Genomic DNA, 7,473 nt, shown 5'->3' on the forward strand with positions numbered 1-7,473 from the left:
GCCAGCGTTCATCCTGAGCCAGGATCAAACTCTCATAAAAAAGATTTGATTCGTTCAGAATTAACACTTGGCTAATTCATCCCTTTTTACTGTTTTAAAGGATCGTAATCACTTCATGTATCGTTCATTTGAACGTTACATCCATGAATACTCATCGATCGTTCAAACAAAAATTTTATAAAACTTCATTTGAATTTTCGAGGATGTGTTTTACTGTTCAGTTGTCAATGTTCATTCTGTATTACTTTTGTTCTGTCGCTGTATCTCGGCGACAAATGATACTTTACCACCCGGGTATAGGATTGTCAACAGGAAATTGTATATTTTTTGAAGAAAATTTCAGTGCCCGTTTATCCTTTAATTACGCGGTTTTTTCGCTTCTGTTATTATATATCGTGGTTATTGTATGTATTGTGTCGTCAATTCGTTCATTTTGTTGGCATATCCTCTGCACATCAAATGATACACCTCTTATATTTGGAAAATCCGGGATGGACTGTCCCTTCCATTGACCGGTGGCTCAATGGAAGGGATTACAATAAACGAAGCGAGAACTGCATCAGATCGTTGCACACCACTCCACAGCAAAATCAATCAGCTTCCTTACATTGTCCGTCTGCGGCATATCCTTCCTCACAACTGCCGCCACCTTCCAGAGCGGATGTTCCGCGAACGAAATTTTCCGCAGATCATCGCTTCCCATATCCTCAAAAATGAAGTCCATGGAGACCGTGTTGCCTTCCTGCTCCCGGCACAGCTTGTAACAAAGGCTGAAGCCACTTGTGTTGAAATACACGTCCAGATCAGCGCCTTCCTTTCTGCAGGTTTCCTCCAGAATATGGTGAATCATGAAATTACCATTTTCGATAATCACCGGCTCCTCGCTGATTTCCTTTACCGACACCTCGTTTCTGTCGTAATATCTGCTCTTCCTGTGTGTAATGAAAAAAATCTCTCGCGAAAAAAGCGGTATATATTTCAATTCCGGGTCTTTCTTCACATACGGAACAAATCCAAGATCATATTTCCTGTTTCTGACATTTTCTTCAATATATATATCCGGAAATTCCATATAATCCAGCCGCACGCCGGGATTCTGATCCGTGAATGTATGGATGAACTCGGGCGACAACAGACGCAGAACCCCATACGCGGAAACCAGGCGCAAGAAACCCTTTTCCTGTTTTTTCAGATCACTGATGGAAGCCGTCATCCCATTGTAATCCGCGATGATCCGGCACGCATGATCGTAAAAAATCTTCCCATACTCATTCAGCGCCACTCCCTTCTGGGAACGGACCAGAAGCTCTGCGCCAACTTCTTCCTCCATTCTGCGAATGGTCTGACTCACCGCCTGTGGGGAGAGAAACATTGCCTCCGCGGCTGCGGTAATGCTCTTTTTTTCACAGACCTCAATGAAACATTCCATATCCTTCAGATTCATTTTGCCCACTTCCTGTTAAATGCTCAACACGAAAAAAATCTCCGGGAGCTCTGCTGAATTGTGATTTTGCGCGTGCACTGCCGGGAATCCCTTCCAAACGAGATAAAACACGCTGCGCGAGTTTTATCTCGCTATCGCGACGCTCGCCCCACACGAATGCTTCGCATTCGGCTGTGGCTCGCTGTTCGCGTAAATTACAAAAAAGAAGCAGCCTTGTATAAGAACTGCCTCTTTCTTTTCCCTGTCTTCAATATATTCCACTGTCAGAAACCTGTCAACACAGCGGATTTCTTCTGTTCATCCTTTATGCATCCCATGCTGACAGCAAAGGTTCTGGTTCAGGCATACATTGAGAATTACTTCTGTTCATCCTCCGCGTATGGCTGCAGTTCATCATAGGAAACCGGCTCCGGATCTCCCTCTCCGATGAAATTGCAGAACGGATGCGGCTTTCTGTAGAAGTTCAGCGTCAAATACTGATTTCTATACTGTCCCGCAGCATCAAATCCATACTTGTAATCGATGATATCTTCAAGATCAATATCCGCATACGCAATGCCTTCCTCACCGGACGGAACATAATCACTTCTGAGATTTCCATCCGGTCCGATGATCGCGGTATGACCCTGCTTCAGTGTCTTGAAATATGCCAGACGGTCCTCCTCAAGTTTGCCATTTTCATCGGTGCACAGCATCTTATACAGACGGTCATCATACACAGAGCTGGTCATCAGGACAAATGCACCGGTCTGTATCGCATATGCCTTGCTTGCAATATCATCATCGAAATATCCGGGCCAGGAAGCGACATGAACCTGCTCATTCTGAGCATTCATCGCTGCGATATCCAGAGCTACATCATGCTCCCAGCACTGGCATCCGCCGAGTCTTCCAAGCTCCGTATCAAATACCGGCATCAGGGAACCGGAACCGTCGCCCCAGATCAGACGTTCTGCGACAGATACTCTCATCTTCCGATGCTTGCCCATCAGATTTCCCTTGTTGTCAAACCAGAACTGCGTTAGATAAAGGGATCCGCCGTCTTTTTCCGATCCGGAGATGCATACGTAAATATCGTTATCTCTTGCGGCCTGGCTGATTTTTGCGAGTGCATCGCCAGGAACCTCTACCGCGTTGAGGTAAAGCTGATGGTAAAATCTCGGGACATAGTCAAGTGCTCTTCCAAGGAAAGCAAACCAGGGATATCCGGGCAGGAATCCCTCCGGAAAACCGATCAGCTTTGCACCGTTGTCGGCAGCTTCCTTAATGATCTTCACAGACTTTTCAACCGTCGCCGCAAGATCAAGATAAACCGGTGCCGCCTGTACTGCCGCTACTTTGTATTTCGGATATTTTGCCATGATTGATTTCCTCCTTTAACAGATTCTGCTGTTGACAATGCTGACGTTTTTCTCCCGGGATAAAAGAAAAAGGCATCGGTGAGGTTTCCCTCTCCCGACGCCTTTGTCTTCGATGCTCATAATATATATCAGTTTTTCCAAAAAAGAAATCAAGCTGTTCTTGACAGGTCTCAACTGATCCTTGATACACAGAGGGCAACCGATCCTTGATACGCACTTGTCAACCGGTCCTTGATACACACGTGTTAACTGGTCCTTAATACACATGTGTCAGCCGGCCCTGATACGGTATTTGAGTTTCTCTGCCGCTCTTGTGTCTTGAAAACCATTTATCATTTATGTTTTAATATGATCAAGGGAAAAATCACCTGTGGAAAAATAAGCTGTTCCTTTGACTTCGGACCATTAGGGCAGGGAACAGATCAGAGAGAACAGGGATATAGATCATTACACAATCTCATGGATATTCTGTACAACCACTTCCGGCTCACGAACTCCCCTTCCAGAGAAACAGAACGAGCTTCCTTATCAGGCAATTACTCCGATTTATGAGGAAGCATTGTCCATCCGCCTGCACAACAGTGCTTCCCATAAATATCCGCTCCACCACACATGGAAAAATCTGGCGACCGTCGGTTCCGCCGGCGACATCCTTCTCCCGAATGTCCAGCAGATGCTCCTCCGCCTGAAGAAGGATACAGGCGTGCGATACCTGCGTTTCAGCGGATTTTTTTCCGACCGCCCCCTCGTCGCTTCTGCCGATGCATCCGGAAATCCTGTTTACAATTTTGCCTATGTCGATATGGGGCTGGATTTTCTGCATTCCATGGTCTCAAGCCCTGGATCCAGTTATCCTTCATGCCCCGGGTTCTTGCTCTGCATCCGAATAAATACCTGTTCAACGACAATGTCAGCCAGCCCCGCTCCAACCAGGCATGGTGTAATCTCATTCAGGTCTTCTTTCAGCACATCCGGAAACGATATGGCATCGAGGAAACAAGAACCTGGAGATACAGTCTCTGGAATCTGCCGAACACGGCTTCCTTTTTGTATGGATTTGACAATCCTGAAGATTTTCAGACCTTTTACAAAAAATATGGCGAGAAAGCCCACGGTTTTAACCGTGGGATGAATCGCTTTGAAAAAAATACAAAAATACAGAACAAACGTTTTCATTTTTGTATGTCGTATGTTACAATATACACATGAAGACAGTATATAAAAAAACCGCAACAACCGTATCATTTCTGAATTATCATCTGGTTTTCTGCCCAAGATACCGGCGTAAAATTTTTGACATTCCAGGCGTTGAAAAACGCTTTCGGGAACTGACGCACCAGGCCTGCGAAGCCAACCAGATTGAGATCCTTGCGATGGAATGTCATCGTGATCATGCCCATTTGTTTGTCAGTGCTTATCCGCAGCTCAGTATCCCGGAAATCGTGAGGATTATCAAGCAGGCGACCTCGTGCGCGCTGCGTGACGAAATCCCACAGCTTTCCCAGATGCCCTCCCTTTGGACCCGTTCCTATTTTGTCAGCACAGCGGAAAATGTCACCGAAGCAACGGTGGAACGGTACGTACGGACGCAGAAAACGAGGTGATTTTATGCACACCATACGATTCCTCCTTCTGACAACAAAAGAAGATGACCGTATTCTGGAAAAACGGTTCCGTATGTTATGGCATATCCACAATCAGACCGTTAAGTACGCGCAGAAACAGCTGCACAAGCTGATGCGTGACCGCGCGTATATAGATGCCAGGAAAGAGCGTAGCGCCCTGAAGCCGGAAGCCGAAAAGCTGCAGAAGCGGCTGGACGAAGCCGAGGCGCAGAAGAAGCCGGCAAAACGCGGAGAACGGTCGAGGCTGAAAGCCGTGAAGAAACGGCTCCGCGAATTGATGGACATCATGAATGAACGGATCGAATTCTTTTGCCTGACGCAGACCGGACTGGAATCCTATGTCAAGGTCATGCAGCACCGTTTTCAGAAGCACATTTCGAGCCAGCAGGCACAGAAGGAAGCCGACCGGGTGTATACGGGTGTTCAGAAGGTCCTGTATGGGAACGGGAAATTTGTCCATCTGAAAAAGCTGGATGACCAGCGTTCCATTTCGCAGAAGTGTTCCACGAACGGCATCAAGGTGAATAGGAACGCCAATACCGTGAACTGGCTTGGATTAACCATCCCGTTTCGCATGAATAAAAAAGATCCGTATGCCGCAGAAAGTGTTGGACACCAGCTGAAGTACGGGGAACTCATCCGTCTGCCATTTAAAAACGGGTGGCGGTATTACATCAACCTCTATATGGACGGTGATGCCCCGAAGAAGCTCTGTGTTTCCTCCGGACTTACATGCATAGACCCCGGTGTCTCTACGATGGCTTCGGTTTCTGAAAAGGCGGTTTCCCTGAAAGAGCTCGCCCCTATGTCGGGCTGCTATAACAAAGAGATTGCCAGACAGCAGAGACTGGTGGATCAGGAAAAACGAGCGCTGAATCCGGATCATTACGATGCCGACGGCAGGGTGATAAAAGGAAAACACAACTGGGTAATTTCCAACAACTGCCGTCGTCATCAGAGACGTATCCGCGAACTGTATCGAAAAAAATCAGCGTCCACCGAATGCTCCCATAACCACCAGGCCAATGAGCTGCTGGTCAATAACGGGAATTGTTTCCTGATAGAGGATATGACATACGCGGCATTGCAGAAACGCTCCCGGAAACCAACAGAACGGCAGGAAAAAGCGACCGTTGTGAAAGATAAGAACGGGAAGGAAAAGACAGTCCGTAAGTGCAAAAAGAAGAAGCGCTTTGGCAAATCGCTGAATGACCGTTCACCTGCCCTGTTCGTCGCCATCCTTACGCGGAAGGCGGAACAGTACGGCGGACAGGCTGTCCGAATTGACACACGAAAGTTCCGTGCGAGCCAGTACCACCATGATACCGGCGAATATCACAAGGCAGCGCTGTCTGACCGCTGGAAAACCATAGACGGCCATGAAATACAGCGTGACCTGTACAGTGCCTTCCTGATCTTCTGCTCCAACCCTTCCGGTACCGCGCCGGATCGGGATCTCTGTAACTCGATGTTTGAACATTTCGTAACCATGCATGACGCCTTTATCAAGGCAACCGCAAAGGAAAACCATCCGGCTTGTTTCGGATACTGATTTTTTGGCAAAAAGAAAAGAAACAGCACTTGCTGTCTCTTCCCTTTTTGAATAGAACCTGTAAATGTCTCGCACGGCCCGGCCAGCTGTCAGGTACGCCCGGTAAAAGGCTCCGGTCTCCGGATCGGAATACCGATGAAGAGCATAGTCCTGGAAGCCTGAAAAGAAGGACTATAACCAAGCTGCTTGTACAGAGCGAAAGTGATGTCCGGAAATCTAAGGCAGCCTTCCCTTGGACAAGGATGTTTCAGGAGTTCGCTCCCGGAATCCCACGGTTTTAACCGTGGGAGGAGGTCAAAAGGCATCTTTTGACACAATCAAAAACGAAGATCCAGCTTATTTCATCTCGATGCCGCCTTCTTATTACATCGGACAGGTCGTTTTCATCATCAAATACCAGAACACCTATACTATGATTGACGGCTATCTGTCAGACTACGTGGACAAAAACTGCAGCTCCGCTCTCGTCAGATGGGAACGGCTTTATCCCGCTCCGATACAGGCGGAGAATCTTGATTTTCTTGATTTCATTTTCTGCACTCATGCCCACTTTGATCACGCAGATCCCTGGACGCTCCGTAAAATCGCAGAAGTGAACCACAAAGCCATCTTCATCGGTCCGCCCCCTGTCTGCAACGTCTATTCCGATTGCGGCGTCCCCGCGAAACAGATTCTGCAGCCCGTCATTGACAGTCCGACCGTACTCGATCCCGGTCATAAAATATCATTCACGATGATTCCTGCCGCGCATGAAGAACTCCACCCGGATCAACAGGGCGGCTTTGCGGAAGTCGGCTACCGTATATCCTTCGGGCATGCCACCATTTATCACTCGGGCGACTGCTGCCCATACGACGGCCTGGAATCCAGAATCATGAATTGCGACGCACTGATTCTTCCCGTCAACGGGCGGGATTACTATCGGAGGAACGTGAAAGACATTATCGGCTGCTTTGACAGCACGGAAGCAATTACCCTTGCCGCAGACACCCATGCAGGCATGCTTATCCCCGTGCACTGGGACCTGTACTACGTGAACGAGATCAACCCGGGAACCTTTGTGGATCTTGCCCACCGCCTGCATCCGGAACTTCCTTTTCACATCTTTGTTCCCGGAGAAGGTTACATATTGTCGGTTTAAGCCTGATCGAGGGTGAAAAAAATCCGGAAAATACTGATTTCACAGCATTTTCCGGATTTCATCTGCTCATTTAAAAAGCAGGGGATGAGAGAATCGAACTCCCGCTAAAAGTTTTGGAGACTTCTGTCATGCCATTTGACCAATCCCCTGTATTACTCAAGATATGTAAATGACCTGGCTAATGTACCAACAAAAAATCATAACACATACCTTCAAAACTGAACACACAAACTCTTCCTGGGAATCCGTCTCCGGATTCCCTCCTTCCGTTCCAACTTATGCTTCAGGTCAAACCCTCGACCGATTAGTAACAGTCAGCTCCATGCCTTACGGCACTTCCACCTCTGCCC

At 47.6% G+C, this 7,473-nt stretch carries 7 protein-coding genes and 1 tRNA gene; 4 read left to right on the forward strand and 4 right to left on the reverse strand.

All coding sequences use genetic code 11. The features are described from left to right. Window positions 1-559: 559 nt before the first annotated feature. From ACTQ3A_RS13580 to ACTQ3A_RS13590, 3 genes are all read right to left on the reverse strand, one after another. Window positions 560-1,444 carry a LysR family transcriptional regulator gene (locus tag ACTQ3A_RS13580; RefSeq protein ID WP_441101557.1) on the reverse strand — a complete coding sequence of 295 codons (885 nt, stop codon included), beginning with the start codon at window positions 1,442-1,444 and terminating at the stop codon, window positions 560-562. Between the two features lie 356 nt (window positions 1,445-1,800). Beyond that, on the reverse strand, window positions 1,801-2,805 hold the full coding sequence (locus ACTQ3A_RS13585) for a carbon-nitrogen hydrolase family protein (protein WP_441495171.1): 1,005 nt from the start codon (window positions 2,803-2,805) through the stop codon (window positions 1,801-1,803). A 487-nt stretch (window positions 2,806-3,292) separates the two neighbouring features. Then, the gene (locus tag ACTQ3A_RS13590) at window positions 3,293-3,628 is read right to left on the reverse strand and encodes a hypothetical protein (protein ID WP_441495172.1); all 336 of its coding nucleotides are present in this window, start codon (window positions 3,626-3,628) and stop codon (window positions 3,293-3,295) included. Between the two features lie 35 nt (window positions 3,629-3,663). Here ACTQ3A_RS13590 and ACTQ3A_RS13595 point away from each other — a divergent pair, with 35 nt between their 5' ends. The 4 genes from ACTQ3A_RS13595 (at window position 3,664) to ACTQ3A_RS13610 (ending at window position 7,123) form a co-directional block, all read left to right on the forward strand. After that, the gene (locus ACTQ3A_RS13595; protein ID WP_441495173.1) at window positions 3,664-4,014 is read left to right on the forward strand and encodes a GH39 family glycosyl hydrolase; all 351 of its coding nucleotides are present in this window, start codon (window positions 3,664-3,666) and stop codon (window positions 4,012-4,014) included. After that, complete coding sequence (tnpA, locus tag ACTQ3A_RS13600) at window positions 4,011-4,409, forward strand: IS200/IS605 family transposase (protein ID WP_441495174.1); 399 nt, start codon at window positions 4,011-4,013, stop codon at window positions 4,407-4,409. The genes ACTQ3A_RS13595 and tnpA overlap by 4 nt, the downstream gene beginning before the upstream one ends. A gap of 4 nt (window positions 4,410-4,413) precedes the next feature. Continuing rightward, window positions 4,414-5,982, forward strand: a complete 1,569-nt coding sequence (locus ACTQ3A_RS13605; RefSeq protein WP_441495175.1) for a hypothetical protein — start codon at window positions 4,414-4,416, stop codon at window positions 5,980-5,982. 283 nt (window positions 5,983-6,265) lie between these two features. Then, window positions 6,266-7,123: an MBL fold metallo-hydrolase gene (locus tag ACTQ3A_RS13610; RefSeq protein ID WP_441495345.1), complete on the forward strand. Its 858-nt coding sequence runs from the start codon at window positions 6,266-6,268 to the stop codon at window positions 7,121-7,123. 78 nt (window positions 7,124-7,201) lie between these two features. Here ACTQ3A_RS13610 and ACTQ3A_RS13615 read toward each other — a convergent pair. After that, window positions 7,202-7,272: transfer RNA gene (locus ACTQ3A_RS13615), tRNA-Trp, on the reverse strand. Between the last annotated feature and the right edge of the window lie 201 nt (window positions 7,273-7,473).

This window comes from Bilifractor sp. LCP21S3_F8, assembly GCF_052117805.1.
GTDB lineage: Bacteria > Bacillota > Clostridia > Lachnospirales > Lachnospiraceae > Bilifractor.

What these genes read in the sequence shown, in the direction of transcription:
- ACTQ3A_RS13580 (WP_441101557.1), bottom strand. Translation starts at nt 1,444, where the DNA reads ATGAATCTGAAGGATATGGAATGTTTCATTGAGGTCTGTGAAAAAAAG.
- ACTQ3A_RS13585 (WP_441495171.1), bottom strand. Translation starts at nt 2,805, where the DNA reads ATGGCAAAATATCCGAAATACAAAGTAGCGGCAGTACAGGCGGCACCG.
- ACTQ3A_RS13590 (WP_441495172.1), bottom strand. Translation starts at nt 3,628, where the DNA reads ATGCAGAAAATCCAGCCCCATATCGACATAGGCAAAATTGTAAACAGG.
- ACTQ3A_RS13595 (WP_441495173.1), top strand. Translation starts at nt 3,664, where the DNA reads ATGCCCCGGGTTCTTGCTCTGCATCCGAATAAATACCTGTTCAACGAC.
- tnpA (WP_441495174.1), top strand. Translation starts at nt 4,011, where the DNA reads ATGAAGACAGTATATAAAAAAACCGCAACAACCGTATCATTTCTGAAT.
- ACTQ3A_RS13605 (WP_441495175.1), top strand. Translation starts at nt 4,414, where the DNA reads ATGCACACCATACGATTCCTCCTTCTGACAACAAAAGAAGATGACCGT.